Source organism: Litorimonas sp. (assembly GCA_029936425.1).
In the GTDB taxonomy this organism is placed as follows: domain Bacteria; phylum Pseudomonadota; class Alphaproteobacteria; order Caulobacterales; family Maricaulaceae; genus Litorimonas.
In genome coordinates this window covers 29,828-43,979 of sequence record JAPYSU010000008.1, presented here as the reverse complement: position 1 = coordinate 43,979, position 14,152 = coordinate 29,828, and the positions used below count along the sequence as shown (strand labels likewise).

General features: G+C 51.8%; 14 protein-coding genes. 10 read left to right on the top strand and 4 right to left on the bottom strand.

The features are described 5' to 3' along the window. Window positions 1-10: 10 nt before the first annotated feature. The gene (locus tag ACN0IC_RS08965; protein WP_416878439.1) at window positions 11-1,219 is read left to right on the top strand and encodes a M24 family metallopeptidase; all 1,209 of its coding nucleotides are present in this window, start codon (window positions 11-13) and stop codon (window positions 1,217-1,219) included. Between the two features lie 106 nt (window positions 1,220-1,325). Here the strand turns inward: ACN0IC_RS08965 and ACN0IC_RS08960 are convergent, their stop codons facing one another. Then, window positions 1,326-2,759, bottom strand: a complete 1,434-nt coding sequence (locus tag ACN0IC_RS08960; RefSeq protein ID WP_416878438.1) for a Do family serine endopeptidase — start codon at window positions 2,757-2,759, stop codon at window positions 1,326-1,328. A 154-nt stretch (window positions 2,760-2,913) separates the two neighbouring features. On the opposite strand from ACN0IC_RS08960, the gene ACN0IC_RS08955 reads away from it, so the two are divergent. The 8 genes from ACN0IC_RS08955 to ACN0IC_RS08920 all read left to right on the top strand — a co-directional run bounded on the left by ACN0IC_RS08955 (window position 2,914) and on the right by ACN0IC_RS08920 (window position 9,344). Next, on the top strand, window positions 2,914-3,465 hold the full coding sequence (locus ACN0IC_RS08955) for a hypothetical protein (protein ID WP_416878437.1): 552 nt from the start codon (window positions 2,914-2,916) through the stop codon (window positions 3,463-3,465). An 88-nt stretch (window positions 3,466-3,553) separates the two neighbouring features. Further along, complete coding sequence (gene sdhC / locus ACN0IC_RS08950; protein WP_416878436.1) at window positions 3,554-3,946, top strand: succinate dehydrogenase, cytochrome b556 subunit; 393 nt, start codon at window positions 3,554-3,556, stop codon at window positions 3,944-3,946. Further along, window positions 3,943-4,350: a hypothetical protein gene (locus tag ACN0IC_RS08945; protein ID WP_416878435.1), complete on the top strand. Its 408-nt coding sequence runs from the start codon at window positions 3,943-3,945 to the stop codon at window positions 4,348-4,350. The genes sdhC and ACN0IC_RS08945 overlap by 4 nt, the downstream gene beginning before the upstream one ends. Window positions 4,351-4,375: 25 nt before the next feature. Further along, a complete protein-coding gene (sdhA, locus tag ACN0IC_RS08940; protein WP_416878434.1) occupies window positions 4,376-6,172 on the top strand; it encodes a succinate dehydrogenase flavoprotein subunit in 1,797 nt (598 codons plus the stop codon). A gap of 90 nt (window positions 6,173-6,262) precedes the next feature. Then, on the top strand, window positions 6,263-7,084 hold the full coding sequence (locus ACN0IC_RS08935) for an enoyl-CoA hydratase-related protein (protein WP_416878433.1): 822 nt from the start codon (window positions 6,263-6,265) through the stop codon (window positions 7,082-7,084). 9 nt (window positions 7,085-7,093) lie between these two features. Next, complete coding sequence (locus ACN0IC_RS08930; RefSeq protein WP_416878432.1) at window positions 7,094-7,825, top strand: DUF4197 domain-containing protein; 732 nt, start codon at window positions 7,094-7,096, stop codon at window positions 7,823-7,825. Between the two features lie 270 nt (window positions 7,826-8,095). Next, window positions 8,096-8,404: a hypothetical protein gene (locus ACN0IC_RS08925; protein WP_416878431.1), complete on the top strand. Its 309-nt coding sequence runs from the start codon at window positions 8,096-8,098 to the stop codon at window positions 8,402-8,404. 157 nt (window positions 8,405-8,561) lie between these two features. Next, a complete protein-coding gene (locus tag ACN0IC_RS08920; protein ID WP_416878430.1) occupies window positions 8,562-9,344 on the top strand; it encodes a succinate dehydrogenase iron-sulfur subunit in 783 nt (260 codons plus the stop codon). Window positions 9,345-9,463: 119 nt separating this feature from the next. Here ACN0IC_RS08920 and ppa read toward each other — a convergent pair whose 3' ends face one another. Together ppa and ACN0IC_RS08910 are read right to left on the bottom strand one after the other, a co-directional pair. Next, a complete protein-coding gene (gene ppa / locus ACN0IC_RS08915) occupies window positions 9,464-9,991 on the bottom strand; it encodes an inorganic diphosphatase (RefSeq protein WP_416878429.1) in 528 nt (175 codons plus the stop codon). A 64-nt stretch (window positions 9,992-10,055) separates the two neighbouring features. Continuing rightward, window positions 10,056-10,673, bottom strand: a complete 618-nt coding sequence (locus ACN0IC_RS08910) for a LysE family translocator (RefSeq protein WP_416878428.1) — start codon at window positions 10,671-10,673, stop codon at window positions 10,056-10,058. A 120-nt stretch (window positions 10,674-10,793) separates the two neighbouring features. Here ACN0IC_RS08910 and ACN0IC_RS08905 point away from each other — a divergent pair, with 120 nt between their 5' ends. Next, window positions 10,794-11,408 carry an exopolysaccharide biosynthesis protein gene (locus ACN0IC_RS08905; RefSeq protein ID WP_416878427.1) on the top strand — a complete coding sequence of 205 codons (615 nt, stop codon included), beginning with the start codon at window positions 10,794-10,796 and terminating at the stop codon, window positions 11,406-11,408. Here ACN0IC_RS08905 and ACN0IC_RS08900 read toward each other — a convergent pair. Further along, window positions 11,405-14,107, bottom strand: a complete 2,703-nt coding sequence (locus tag ACN0IC_RS08900; protein ID WP_416878426.1) for a response regulator — start codon at window positions 14,105-14,107, stop codon at window positions 11,405-11,407. The genes ACN0IC_RS08905 and ACN0IC_RS08900 overlap by 4 nt on opposite strands. Between the last annotated feature and the right edge of the window lie 45 nt (window positions 14,108-14,152).

Here is a 14,152-nt window from a genome sequence, read left to right as displayed (position 1 = left end):
GGAGACGGCGATGACGATTGGTGTAGGCGGAAAGACCCCTGAGCAGGCCCTGGCAACCCTGAGCGATATGACGGAGGGTTTCAAGCCGATTGGTTTAGAGGAATTCAAATCCCGAATTGCCAAAGCGCAGAAAATGATGGCCGAGAAAAACTGGGCCGCGCTTTACCTCCACGCCGGTTCCTCGCTCTATTATTTTACCGGCACGCGCTGGCCGGATTCAGAACGTATGGTCGGCGCTATTCTCCTGCCCGAAGGGGATCCCGTCTACATATCTCCGGCCTTCGAGGTCGGGACGCTGAACCAGTTTATGACTGTCAAAGGCGATGTCCTTCCCTGGGAGGAGCATGAAAGCCCGTATCCGTTAATGTTCGGCCATCTCGCTAAGATGGGAATCAAAAATGGCACGATCGGAATTGACGAAGCGACGCCGTTTTTTGTTTCAGATGGGTTGGCCAAGGCCGGCGCGGAATTTAACTTTACCAACGGGTCTGAAATCACCGCCGCGTGCCGGATGATCAAATCCGAACAGGAATTGAATTTAATGCGCCGCGCCAAGCAAATGACTTTGGAGGTGCATAAAGCCGCGGCCTCTATGCTGCGCGAAGGTATCACGACCGCCGAGGTGAATGATTTTCTTCACGCCGCCCACCAAAAGGTCGGCGCGCCGAAAGGCTCGTTTTTCAAGATTGTTCTGTTCGGGCCGGACTCCTCTTTTCCTCACGGCGTCAAAAACCCGAAACCGCTTGAAAAAGGCGATATGGTGTTAATTGATACGGGATGTCAGCTTCACGATTATCTTTCCGATATTACGCGCTCTTATGTCTTTGGCGAGCCCAATGACAGGCAGAGAGAAGTTTGGGAGGCGGAAAAGGCCGCGCAGATAAAAGCCTTTGAAGCCGCGCGTTTGGGTGAGCCTTGCGCGGCTGTTGATATAGCGGCGCGGGATGAGCTTGAAAAGCGCGGCTTCGGACCCGGTTACAAAACGCCCGGCCTGCCCCACAGAACAGGTCACGGCATTGGACTGGATATCCATGAATGGCCTTATCTCCATATGGGCGATAAGACGCCTCTGGCGCCCGGCATGTGTTTTTCAAACGAGCCGATGATCGTGCTGGAGGGCGAGTTTGGCGTGAGACTGGAAGATCACTTCTATATGGATGAGGACGGTCCGGTCTGGTTTACAGAGCCGAGCCACAGTCTGGACAATCCCTTTGGCTAATTTATTGCCGGGGCTAACAATTTCTTGGGCTAATTAATTTCTGGCTTGGGCCAATAAAAAAAACCCGCGTTCAGGACGCGGGTTTTATTTTGTCATTTAAGACGTTTTACTCAACCGCAAGGAAGATGCGGGAGCCGCCGCGCTGGACAGAAAGGGCAAAGGGGCCTTCCTTGTCTTTGATGCGGGCCTCGAACTCTTTCAAGTCAGCAACATCTCTGCGGTTCACCGCGCGGATGACGTCTCCGCGGCGCAAACCGGCGCGGAAAGCATTTGAGCCAACTTCAACGGAGTCGACAAAGACACCCGCGTCGCCGCCGCGTAATTCCACATCACTCGGGATATTCCGAATGGTCGCGCCGGAGAAGGATTCCATTGACGGATTAGCCGGGGCGGCCGCGTCGGCGCTCAGGACTTCATCTTTATCCACTTCGGCCACTTTGATTTTTGTCGTACGGGTTTTGCCGTCGCGAATATAGGTCAGATCCGCCTGAGTGCCGGGAACCAGAAGTCCGACCGCATTGCGAATGTCCGAGCTGTCGCGAATCGCGCCGCCATTAAAGGCCGTAATAACATCCCCCGGTTCCAATCCGGCTTTGTCGGCAGGTGTCCCGTCTTCGACAGAGCTCACCAAAGCGCCGTTCAAAGTCGTCAGATTGAGAGATTGGCGCAGACCCGGAGTAATGTTCTGAATTAAGACGCCAATACGTCCGCGGCGCACTTCTCCGTTTTCTTCGAGCTGCTCTATGACAGAGCTGATGATCTGGGTCGGGACCGCAAATCCAATGCCGTTATTGCCGCCGGAACGGGACAGGATGGCCGTATTCATTCCAATAAGCTCGCCTTTGGAATTGACGAGCGCGCCGCCGGAATTGCCCGGATTAATGGACGCGTCGGTCTGAATATAGTCCTGATAATTATCGCTGCCACCTTGCTCGCGTCCCAGGGCGCTGACGATACCGGTCGTAACGGTACTGGACAGACCATAGGGATTGCCGACTGCAATGACGTAATCGCCGACTTTAACGTCGCGGCTATTGGCAATTCTCAAATCTTTAAGGTTTTCTGCATGTATTTTGACCAGAGCTATATCGGTTTTCGGGTCAGTTCCGACCAGTTCGCCCTGCAATTCACGTTTGTCCTTGAGCGTGATCGTAATGCGATCGGCGTCTTTGACGACATGATTATTCGTGATGATCAGGCCTTTATCCGCATTAATGATGACGCCGGAGCCTAGACCGCGAAGCGGGCGGCTCTGGGGTTGATCCGGTAATTGCCCGCCAAAGAAGCGGCGTAGAAATTCTTCCTGCTCGCTCATTTCACCCGCATCACGTGTCCGCGTGCCTTCAACATCAATGGACACAACCGCAGGCGTCACGACTTCCAGAAGAGGCGCCATGGTGAGGACGCCGCGTGTATTGTCCATGGTCAGAACGCCGCTTTGCCCAATGGCCGGGCTGTTGGAATAGACGCCTTGTGAAATGGCCAGGGGCGCCGCTATAAGCGCGATCCCGCTTGCGGCGATGAGAAGAGTCTTTTTCATAATACATCCTTTGCAAAAACGGCGCGAAAAACACCTATATGAGGCCCCGCGACAGTTAATCTAATAGCAATGTAGGGTTTGGACGGTATAACGCCAAGGTTATCGAACAGAATATGACCGTGTTTTAATTCAATAGGATATGTTAGGAAAACCTATGAAATATTTTATCCCCTGCCTTTTTCTGCTGACAGCCTGTCAGTCAGAAGCAGAGCTTTTGCCTCATGCACAATTTGCGTCCAATCTGGTTGACCTCTGCGGGCAAACATTTGAAGGGGAAGTCGTCAGTGATGATCCGGAAGATGCCGATTGGCGGGATAAAACCCTGACCGTTGGACCGATTGACTGCTCGGAGGTCGAAGTGAAAATGCCGCTTGCCGTCGGGGAAGACCGAAGCCGTGTCTGGACGATCATGCCGGCTTCTGCCAATAAGGAATGGATTAAGCTGACCCATATCCATACGCTCAAAGATGGCTCCCCCGACCCGGTCAGCAGGTATGGCGGCAGAACCGTAAATGATGGCACCGCCATCCGGCAGGAATTTCCAGCGGATGAGTTTTCCAAATCCTTATTTAGAGAAAATGGATTGGACGCCTCGGTCGGCAATGTCTGGGCTCTTGAAATTACGCCGAATGAGCTATTGGCCTATGAGCTAAACCGTGAAGGGCGACATTTCCGCGCGGAGTTTAATCTAAACGACCCGTCCTGACGTATGTATAGTACTATTAAAAAGCGATATGCGTTGACTATAGTGATGGGCGGATTAGGTTGCGCCCAACTTAAAGAGAGAGTTTTCAATGTCTTCATCTTGGAATGATAAGCGGCCCATGTCGCCGCATTTGCAGGTCTGGCGCTGGCATCCGGCCATGATGTCCTCCATTTTACACCGGGCAAGTGCTATTATTAGTTATTTGGCTCTGTTTTTGGTGGCGATTGGTCTCCTATGTCTCTCAACATCGGGGTCTCTGCCGCTTGAAGGTCTGATATTCAGCCCACTAGGCGCGATTGGCCTTTTCGTGTTTGTCTTTGCATTTACCTTCATGGCTCTGGCGCAGCTTCGCCATGCCATCTGGGATCGCGGGGCCATGTTTGAACCGAAGTTAAATAACACACTGTCATATGCCATGATTGCGCTGGCTCTTTTCGTAGCGCTCATTGTGACACTTACCGGATCAGGAGTTTTCTCATGAGCGCCAATCCATCAGATACGTCCAAGATAGAAACACCTGACACATCGGGCTATACAGCTCAACATGTCGGCAAGGGTCACGGCACGACACATCATAAAATACACGGTTTAACTGGATGGGGCCTTATCATCGGTCTGCCATTCGCGCTCTGGTCGGTTGTTGCCGCATTGGGCACTGGCAGCGACGGGCTGCTGGCTTGGATTTCCAGTCCGGTAGGCGGTCTGGGACTGCTGGCTTTTGCCACGGCGGCCGTCTGGTATTGCAAATTGGAAATGGATGAAGTGATCCTTGATTATTTCGACGGAGGGGGTCGTCGTTTCGGCTTGCTCCTGAACAAGATTGCCGCGGGCCTTATCTGGCTCGCCATCGCTTACGCTGTCCTCAAACTTGCCTTTCTGGGCTAAGAGTTAAAGAATTAGGAAAGTCGATATGACTGCCAAAATAACAAAATGGATTGATCACACTTACGACGTTGTTGTTGTCGGGGCAGGCGGCTCCGGCCTCCGCGCCACGCTCGGGGCGGCCCAAGCCGGTCTGAAGACAGCTTGTGTGACCAAGGTTTTTCCAACCCGTTCTCATACGGTTGCGGCCCAAGGCGGTATCGCTGCGTCCCTCGGAAATATGGGCGATGATGATTGGCGCTGGCACATGTATGACACGGTCAAAGGCTCTGACTGGCTCGGCGATCAGGATTCCATTGAATATCTCTGCCGCGAAGCACCAAAGGCGGTTTACGAGCTGGAACATTGGGGCATGCCGTTTTCACGGACGGAAGAAGGCAAGATATACCAGCGTCCCTTTGGCGGCATGATGCAGAATATGGGCAAGGGCCCGGAAGCCCAGCGCACCTGCGCGGCGGCAGACCGGACGGGTCATGCCATGCTTCACACGCTTTACGGCCAGTCCCTTCGTAATGACGCCGAGTTCTTTATCGAATATTTCGCGCTCGACCTGATCATGGAAGACGGCGAATGCCGCGGTCTCACAGCCTGGAAACTGGATGATGGAACGCTTCACCGTTTCCGCGCACAAACGGTTATCCTTGCCACAGGCGGCTATGGCCGCGTCTTTTTCTCCGCGACCTCCGCCCATACCTGTACGGGCGACGGTAATGCCATGGTGCTTCGCGCCGGACTCCCGGTTCAGGACATGGAGTTTGTTCAATTCCATCCGACCGGTATTTACGGGGCAGGGTGCCTGATTACCGAAGGCTCTCGCGGCGAAGGGGGCTACCTCACTAATTCGGAGGGCGAGCGCTTTATGGAGCGTTACGCGCCCTCGGCCAAAGATCTGGCGTCACGAGATGTTGTGTCCCGCGCTATGACGATTGAAATCCGCGAAGGCCGCGGCGTTGGTCCGGACAAGGATCATATCTTCCTGCATCTGGATCATTTGGATCCGGCCGTTCTGGCCGAGCGTTTGCCCGGCATTTCCGAAACCGCCAAGATTTTTGCAGGCGTTGATGTGACCAAGGAACCTATTCCGGTTCTGCCGACGTGCCATTACAATATGGGCGGTATCCAGACCAATTTCCACGGCGAAGTCCTGACGAAAAAAGGCAAGAATCCAGACAGTGTTGTCAAAGGACTCATGGCGGTCGGCGAGGCGGCCTGCGTATCCGTTCACGGCGCGAACCGTCTTGGCTCCAACAGCTTGATCGATTTGGTTGTCTTTGGCCGCGCGGCCGGAATGCGTTGCGGCGAAGTTCTGGAAGCTAATGCTGAGCAAAAACCTCTCCCCGCCAATGCCGGCGACGAGGCTATTGCCCGTCTTGAGAAATATAAAAACGCCAATGGCAAATCCTCAACGGCGGATCTTCGCTTGCGAATGCAGAAAGCCATGCAGGAACATTGCGCGGTTTTCAGAACCGAGGAAAGTTTGAGCGAAGGCCTTAAAAAAGTCGAAGCTATTGCGGCGGATATGGCCGATATTTCTGTTACGGATAAAACCATGATCTGGAATACCGATCTGATGGAAGCGCTGGAGCTCGACAATCTTATTGGACAAGCCCGAGTCACAATTGCGTCTGCGGATAACCGCAAGGAAAGCCGCGGCGCCCACGCGCATGAGGATTACCCGGACCGAAATGACGCCAAATGGATGAAACACACTTTGGCGTGGTATGATTACGGCAAAAACAAAGTCAAAATCGACTATCGCCCCGTCCATGATTACACCATGACCGACGGCATTGATTATATCGAACCGAAGAAGCGCGTTTATTAATCAAATGCAAAACTATCGAAAAAGCGGGTCTTGGACCCGCTTTTTTTATGCTTCATAAGGGAACGGATTCTGCAAAATAAGTTGGACAATATGAAAACCATTACCGTTACACGCGACGCTGAAAATTCCTCTGTTGCGGTTATTACCCTTAACCGCCCCGAGCAGATGAACGCTTTCAATCTGCAAATGTGTGATGAGCTCATGGAGGCTTATGCCGAACTGGATGCGGATAATTCCGTTCGCGTGATTGTCGTGACGGGCGCGGGCCGGGCCTTTTGCGCGGGGGCCGATATTTCCGAAGGATTCAAAGCGGTCAGCGGCGTCAACTATCACGAAGGCATCGCGCGGGATAAAGGCGGGGAGCTCGTCCTGGCGATGTTTGAGTGTGCGACGCCGATAATCGGCGCGGTAAACGGCGCGGCTGTCGGCATCGGCGCGACGATGCTTTTGCCGATGGATCTTCGTATTGCGTCCGTAAAATCAAAATTTGCCTTTCCCTTTGCCCGGCGGGGCATTGTCTTTGACGGCGCCTCAAGCTGGTTTTTGCCCAGGCTGGTTGGATATTCCAAAGCGAGCGAGTGGATTTTGAAATCCGATATCCTGAAGGCGGAGGACGTACTCTCGGCGGGCCTCGTCAGCGAACTAAAAGAGCCGGAAGACGTTCTGCCGCATAGTCTGGCCATAGCGCGAGATATTGCGCAAAACTGCTCCCCAACCTCCACAATACAGAATAAGCGTCTCTTGCATCACTCCATGACGGGCTTTGGCGCGCTGGACGCCGCGCCGTTTAAAGCGCATATGGAAGAAAGTGCCTTGCTGGAAAAAGCGTTTGTCAGCGACGATTGCCGAGAAGGCGTCACGGCCTTTTTTGAAAAGCGGGCCCCTGAATTCAAGGATTACCAAAACGAGTAAGGACAGATTATGACCCTCAATCGCCGTCACATTCTAATGGCTCTCCCGGCTTTGGGCCTCTCTGCCTGCGAAACGATTGATCCGTCCATTTTTGAAGGGATTGTCAATTCCGGCGCTCTGTCACAGGGCGAAGCGGCAGCCGGCATCCGGGCGGCTTTGAATAACGGAGTGGGCGCAGCGATCAGTACGGTGGGCCGCGAGGGCGGGTTTCTGAACAACGGGCGCATTCGGATTCCTCTGCCGCAGCGCCTGCAAGAGGTGCAAAACATATTGCAACCTATCGGAGCAGGCGGATTACTGAGTGAGCTTCAAACCCAGCTTAACCGCGGGGCGGAGAAAGCGGCGCCCGTGGCCAAGGATATTTTTATCGACGCGGTCTCAGACCTTTCCATTCAGGACGCCATTGGGATTGTGCGCGGCCCGGAGAATGCGGCGACACAATATTTACAGGGAAAGACGACGGATCGCCTGACGACGCTATTTACGCCGATCATGAGTAACGCGCTGCAGCAGACAGGGGCGTTGCAACTTGTCGACCAGATTTCGGCCCAACTTAGTTCTGTGCCTTTTGCGGCAGGCTTAGGCGCTAATGCGAAATCGGACCTCATTGGCCACGGCGTGGAGTATGGCCTGGAAGGTGTCTTCACTTATATTGCGGATGAGGAGAAGGCCATTCGGGAAAACCCGGCCAAGAGGACGAGTGAAATCCTGCGCCGCGTATTCGGATCTTATCAAGCCTGATATTGACCCGAAGGCTCAGACGATCTGGGTAAAGCCCTTTATCAGGTGACAAAGTTTCTGTTGAGCTTGCCGGCCTCGCTTTCGCGGCTAGATTGTGCGCGCCGACTGAAAATGTATCAAATATATGAAAAATTAGGGATTTCTGCAAAAATCATTTCACATGAGCCGGAAAATCCTCTTAATAAATCAATAAGATATGTGACAAGGCGCAAAGATGGGGGTCTGGTGAGCGCGTCGCAATCTTTTAAGTTGCATTGTAAAGGGGAAAACATGCCAAAAGAGCAAACGGGTTTTAGGGATATTTTGAATGTCGATGTCCAAGAGGACGAGATCACAAATCCCCCTTGCTATGCCGGAGCAGATTTTGTTTGCGGCGCTTTAAGAGCTTCAACAGAAGCCTCCTTACGCGTCCGAAAAGTCATTCAGACAGATGTCGCTCACACCCTAAATTGTCCCGAAGAGTCATTGTCCTTTCTTTGGGCGCGTCCCGTTCACGGGGCCGAGACGCTCGATTGCGAAATTCCCGATTTCCGGGAAGTCAGCCTCAATCCTGAACTTTTATCTCTGGCCGCCGAGTAAAACTTCCTTTCAAGACAGAAGCCCGCTATGGGCTCTTAACCGCCGACTTTATTCGGATGCGTCAAAATGAATGGAAAACTTATCAGCTTTCCCCTTCGTATTTAATATAGTTCTGTCTATAAGACAGGTTCAAAATTTTATATTTTCAAGGTAAACCATGGTTCAGCTGACCCTACCGAAAAATTCCAAAATCCGTGATGGCAAAACCTGGCCCGCGAAAAAAGGCGCCAAACGGCTCAAAACGTTTAAAATCTATCGTTATGATCCAAGTGATGGCGGGACCCCTTATTGGGACACCTACCAGCTCGACCTGGATGAATGCGGACCAATGGTGCTTGACGCGCTGTTCAAAATCAAAAATGAAATTGACTCAACACTGGCCTTTCGCCGGTCGTGCCGCGAAGGCGTGTGCGGCTCCTGCGCCATGACGATTGGCGGCCGGAATACGCTGGCCTGTACGAAGGGAATTGATGACGTGGGCGGCGGAGATACGATTACGATCTCGCCCCTCCCGCATTTGCCGGTTGTCCGAGATCTTGTCCCGGACCTTTCCAATTTTTACAAGCAATATGCCTCCATCGAGCCTTGGCTTCAGACTTCGACGCCTTTGCCAACCGAAGAAATCAAGCAGGCTCCACAGGACCGCGATAAGCTCGATGGATATTATGAATGTATCTTGTGCGCGTGTTGCTCTACCGCCTGTCCGTCCTATTGGTGGAATGGTGACCGCTATCTCGGTCCGGCGGCTCTGCTGCAGGCTTATCGCTGGCTCGCCGATAGCCGCGATGACGCGGATGACGCACGTCTCGACAATCTCGAAGATCCGTTCAAGCTCTATCGCTGCCACACCATCATGAACTGCGCCAATGTCTGCCCGAAAGGTCTAAACCCCGCCAAAGCCATTGCCGAAGTCAAAAAGATGATGGTCGAGCGGGCCTAGAGGTTATCCGAAGACAATAAGTCGGATATATTGACTATATCGACCAATTTTTGAGCGCCTAATTGAAATCACAAAAAAGCCCCGCATCAGCGGGGCTTTTTATTTGGATAGAACGCGGGCTACTTTTTTCCGGTTTCAATACCTTCCAGAATGAGCTCTGCGGCTTTTTCCGAATCTTCCCACCCCAGAACTTTGACCCACTTTTCTTTTTCCAAATCTTTGTAATGATTGAAAAAGTGCGGAATGCGGTCCTGCAGCACCTGCGGCAGATCGGTATAGCTCTTAATTTTATCGTAATAGGGGGTAAGCTTACCATGCGGCACGGCGACGATTTTTTCGTCTATGCCGGCTTCGTCTTCCATCATGAGAACGCCGACCGGGCGGGCGCGGACGACGCAGCCCGGCATAAGGGCGCGCTGACCGACAACCAGAACGTCTGTGGGGTCGCCGTCATTTGACAATGTATGCGGAATAAAGCCGTAATTACACGGATAGCGCATGGACGTGTAAAGGAACCGATCCACAAACATGGCGCCGGAGTCTTTGTCCATCTCATATTTGATGGGCTCGCCCCCCAAAGGCACTTCGATGATGACATTGATATCAAAAGGCGGGTTTTCTCCGGCTTTGATTTTCTTCATTTTCATTGGGTCAGATTCCTCATTTGGTTTTGCCCGCGCCTCTTAGCGTGCTTGCGCAAGGTTGCAAGTCTTATGCTGTCGAAAATACCGCCCAAGCGCCTGAGGCAATCATGACAAGACCGATTAGGACATTAAATGTGCGGGCCGCCCTCTGGCTTTTTAGAATACGCTTAATCACCAAGGCTCCGGCGGCATAAACTGAGAGGCCGAACATTTCCAAACAGGTAATTGTCACAAGCATAATAACAAATTGCGGCCCCAATGCCGCATCGGCTTGAAAGAATTGCGGCAGTAGCATGCCGAAATAGACAACCGGCATAGGAGAGGTGGCTTGGAGCAAAACGCCTTTCCCGTAGAGGCGGGAGCGCCTCGGCGCGTCCTCGGCGGAGACATCCAGATTGGGGAGCGGCCCGAACATGGTGGATAGTCCCATATAAATCAGAACGGCAAGGCCAACGAGCTTGAGCGCCAATGTGGCCGCCGGATAAAGCTCGAACAAGACGGCCGTGCCCGAAGCGGCCAGAACCAGCCACATGACATTGGCGGAGGCGACACCCATGGCCGGCAATAAAGCGGGCTTGAATCCGTATCGAAAAGAAGAGGCAAGCACGAGCATAACGGCGGGGCCCGGGGTCAGGCCGCCGACAAAAAAGAGCGCCACCAGTGCTAGCCAGACATCCAGAGCCATGTTGTGAACTGCCTTCGTTCAAGAGTGAGAGAACGGCTCTTGGTAAATTTAATCGCAAATGTAAATGCGTTGCGGCTATATTGACTGTCTCAATGTTAAAGGGTGTGATAGCGCAGGGCCATGACAGAAGAGACAAAGTCCGATTTTAAGACAGGCGAGCAAAGCGATGCGCCGCTTATGGGGCTTCTTGATCGGGTAGAAGATATTGCCGGGGGCGAAACGGTAGATATGAAAACTATCATAGAGGCCTTGGGCAACCGTTCCTTTGGCCCTGTGTTGCTACTCTGCGGTCTTTTCCTTTTGACCCCACTCGGAATGCTTCCAGGATTACCCATGGCGCTCGGCGTGATTGTTATGCTTTTTTCGGTTCAGCTTTTATTTCGGCGATCTCATCCCTGGATGCCTAAATTTCTCCGACGTGTAAAAGTGAGCGCGAAGAGCCTCGAAAAGACGAGACAGCATGCCGGGCCGTGGCTTAAACGTATCGATAACATCGTCAGTCCACGTCTTGAATGGGCGGCCAGAGGGCCAATGCTTGTTATTGCGGCCTTAGTTGCCACTTTACTGGCGGCCACCATGTTGCCGCTCGGGGCCGTGCCCTTTGGCGTGGTTATACCCGGTTTTATCATTGGCTTGATGGGATTGGGCATTACCGGGCGGGACGGGTTTTTTATCTTGGCGGGACTGGCTTTGAGCTTTGCCGTGCCTGTCATGATTGTTCAGATGATTCTCTAGGCCTGTTGTCTCTGGTTATCCGAAAGAGGTAAATCATCGTCCAGACTAGAGCCGCTCAGGCTCTGCATGGCTTTTATCAGGTTTTTACCCATGACAGGCTTGGTGAGGAATTCATCAATGCCGACGGCCATACAGGCCACTTTATTTTGCGGGTCGGCATCGGCTGTCAAAGCAATAATAGGGATGTTTGACCAGGGTTGATGACTGGTCCTTATCCGTCTGGCCGTTTCAATCCCGTCTATTCCGGGCATGTGTATATCCATAAGGACAATATCAAATCTTTGCGTATTCAGAACGCGGAGCGCTTCCTCGCCGCTTCCGACAGGGACGTGTTGAATGCCGGCTTTATCAAGCATCACCGCGATGACGTCTTGATTAGACCGAATGTCTTCCACAATAAGAACGCGGCCCACGCCGTTATCGGCCTGAGATGGCGTTGCGGATGGAGCCGTCGGCTCTATCAGGAAGGACGGGCCGGAAATCTCGGACGATGCCGAGAGGGCCGATATGTCTTTCTTTTTTTGCTTGGCTAATCTCTGAACTTTTTGCGGCTTAATTTCAGTTTCTTGCAAAAGTTCGGCCTCTTGCTCAACAGGTTTGGCAGAGGCAGACTTGAATGTCAGAGTAAATTCAGATCCCCGGCCTTCGCGAGAGTTAAGGGTGATGTCACCCTCCATCATACGCGCGAGCATACGCGCAATCGCCAGACGCAGACCGGAGCCGCCATGTTTTCGGGTCATGGAGGCATCGGCCTGAAGGAAAGGCGTAAATAGTTTGGACTGGACATCTTCGCTGATCCCCTGACCGGTATCGGCCACAATCGCGGTGATTTCCGTTTGTCCGGAATTCGGATCATCTTCCGCCGTAACATGAAGGTGGACGCGGCCTTCATCAGTGAACTTCATCGCGTTGCATAGAAGTGTACCGATACATTGCTTGACCCGGGCTTCATCCAGTTCAAGTTCCTGAGCGCACTCAGGTGCCACAAAAGCCGTAAAAACGAGGCCTTTTTCGGCGGCCCGGTCTTCGAACTCAGACAGATTATTTTCGATGACTGATTTAAGATTTGTGGGCTCCGGGGCGAGCTGCAATTTTCCTGCCTCTAGCCGCGACATGTCGATAATGCTTTCAATCAGCGAGAAGAGAATATTGCCGGAGGTTAAAATGATATCGCCGCGTTGACGCACTTCTTCGGTGGGGCCGGACGTTGCCAAAAGGTCGGCCAATCCGATAATTCCGTTAAGAGGCGTGCGGAGTTCATGACTGACCATGCCGAGAAATTCGGTTTTCAATCGATCCGCGCTCTCGGCCTCGCGAGATTTAATCGCCAGAAGCTTGGCGAGTTTATCTCTGTGGCGGGCGAATAGGAGGGCGCCGACACCGGACATGGCGACGAGTAAAAGAAACGCGATCAGGAGTTTGTTGATACGCTGCTGTTGATCGAGCTTCGTTTGGACAAGGGCGGCCTCTCTTTGCAGGGCGGCTTCACGCTCGGCCTGACGTTCACTGGAGTTTTCCAGATCGGCAAGCATCTCCATGGTGTCGCGATTGGTGGATTTGAGAATTTGTGTGACTTTGCGATCGTATTTTTGATTTAATAAAGAAAGAGCTTTATCTATATTGCCTTCTTCAAGAGCAATCAGAGCATTTGCATAAATGATTGTTGCATCATTCACTTTTAATGACTCGCTCATAGAGCTAAGAATTTTTCTAGCTTCGGCTGTATTTCCCAAGCCAGCATAGGCCGTTGCAAGTTGCACAGAAGCGATATGAGAAATTGAGTCTATTTTCGTTTCGTTCAAAGCTTCCTGAGCGGCGACTTTTGCTTCTTCGTAATTTCCAATGTCATTATTAACACGAGCAATATGTGTGCTGGAAAGACCTGGAGTCGTCGATCCAAATTTGGTTTCGAGTCGTTTGAGAGTTTTCGCTAATTCCAGGCGAGTTTCGTAATCTCGCCATTCCGTGAGGGAATACATCAAATTATTTAAGAGCTCAATTCCATCAATTGGCTGACCCGCTTCCAACTTCAAGTCGATGAGACGTTGAGTATTATATAAAGCCAGATCTTTATTCCATGTGATATTCTGAAGATACGCTAAAAGCTCAAGTGCAAAAATACGGGATTCTGTCGCCTCTGGAGAAAGATCATTTGGGATGATGTCAATCGCGTCTTGAGCGACTCTTAGAGCGAGACCGTTTTTAAAGGAAAGGGTGTGCACAAAGGAGAGTAGCCGTTTCGCGTGGAAACTTACCAGCCAGTCCGGATTTTTCGAAAAAGAGCTAAGGGCGTCTGTGAGTTCTTGATAGTTTTCGCTTGGGTTTTTAAATTGATAAATATTAGAAAAAGTCTCAAATATCTCGACGATATTTTTATCTCTTAGCGAGTCGGTTTCATTTGCCAACTGACGATAATAGGCAACGGCTTTTTCAAATCTATCCCTGTTTCCACCCGTAAGTGCTTCAAGTATTTGTTTGCGAGCGAGTTCTACATCTTCTGGCTTTATGAGAGCTTCATTACTGTTGAGCTCGACCAAGTTCAGCTCTTCGATTTGATTGGCAATTGAATTTGCGGTGATGGAAGGATCTGTGCGGGTCGTCTCGGCCTGAGCGAATTGTAGGATGCATAAAGACAGGACTGATCCGGTTAGGAACAGACCGTTTTTCATCTTTCTCCAAATATTTTGGCTGTAAGCCATGACAATCCCATTCGTCTTGAATACCGGGAATAGGAAAAAAAGATT